The 734-nt window shown below is 49.0% G+C and carries 1 rRNA gene; it reads right to left on the reverse strand.

The features are described 5' to 3' along the window. A 23S ribosomal RNA gene (locus ACXAFQ_RS20470) occupies nt 1-714 on the reverse strand; the annotation flags it as partial. Nucleotides 715-734 lie beyond the last annotated feature (20 nt).

Raw genomic sequence — 734 nt, forward strand, 5'->3', positions numbered from 1 at the left:
GTTCGGTCCTCCAGTTGATGTTACTCAACCTTCAACCTGCCCATGGCTAGATCACCGGGTTTCGGGTCTATACCTAGCAACTCAACGCGCAGTTAACACTCGCTTTCGCTACGGCTCCACTATTCGCTTAACCTTGCTACTAAATATAAGTCGCTGACCCATTATACAAAAGGTACGCAGTCACCCCGAAGGGCTCCCACTGCTTGTACGTATACGGTTTCAGGTTCTATTTCACTCCCCTCACAGGGGTTCTTTTCGCCTTTCCCTCACGGTACTGGTTCACTATCGGTCAGTAAGGAGTATTTAGCCTTGGAGGATGGTCCCCCCATCTTCAGTCAAGATAACACGTGTCCCGACCTACTTAATATGTACCTGTTGTCACTTCGTGTACGGGACTATCACCCTGTACCGTTAAACTTTCCAGAATATTCCACTATCACAACAGATATCGGCTAGTCCCCTTTCGCTCGCCGCTACTCAGGGAATCTCGGTTGATTTCTTTTCCTCCGGGTACTTAGATGTTTCAGTTCCCCGGGTTTGCCTCGTTAACCTATGTATTCAGTTAACGATACCCGCAAGCGGGTGGGTTTCCCCATTCGGACATCGATGGCTCAAATGCGTTTTGTCAGCTCGCCACCGCTTTTCGCAGACTTACACGTCCTTCATCGCCTCTTACTGCCAAGGCATCCACCGTATACGCTTAGTCACTTAACCATACAACCCTAAATAGCTTC

The organism is Alteromonas sp. ABH2_165 (genome assembly GCF_056159945.1).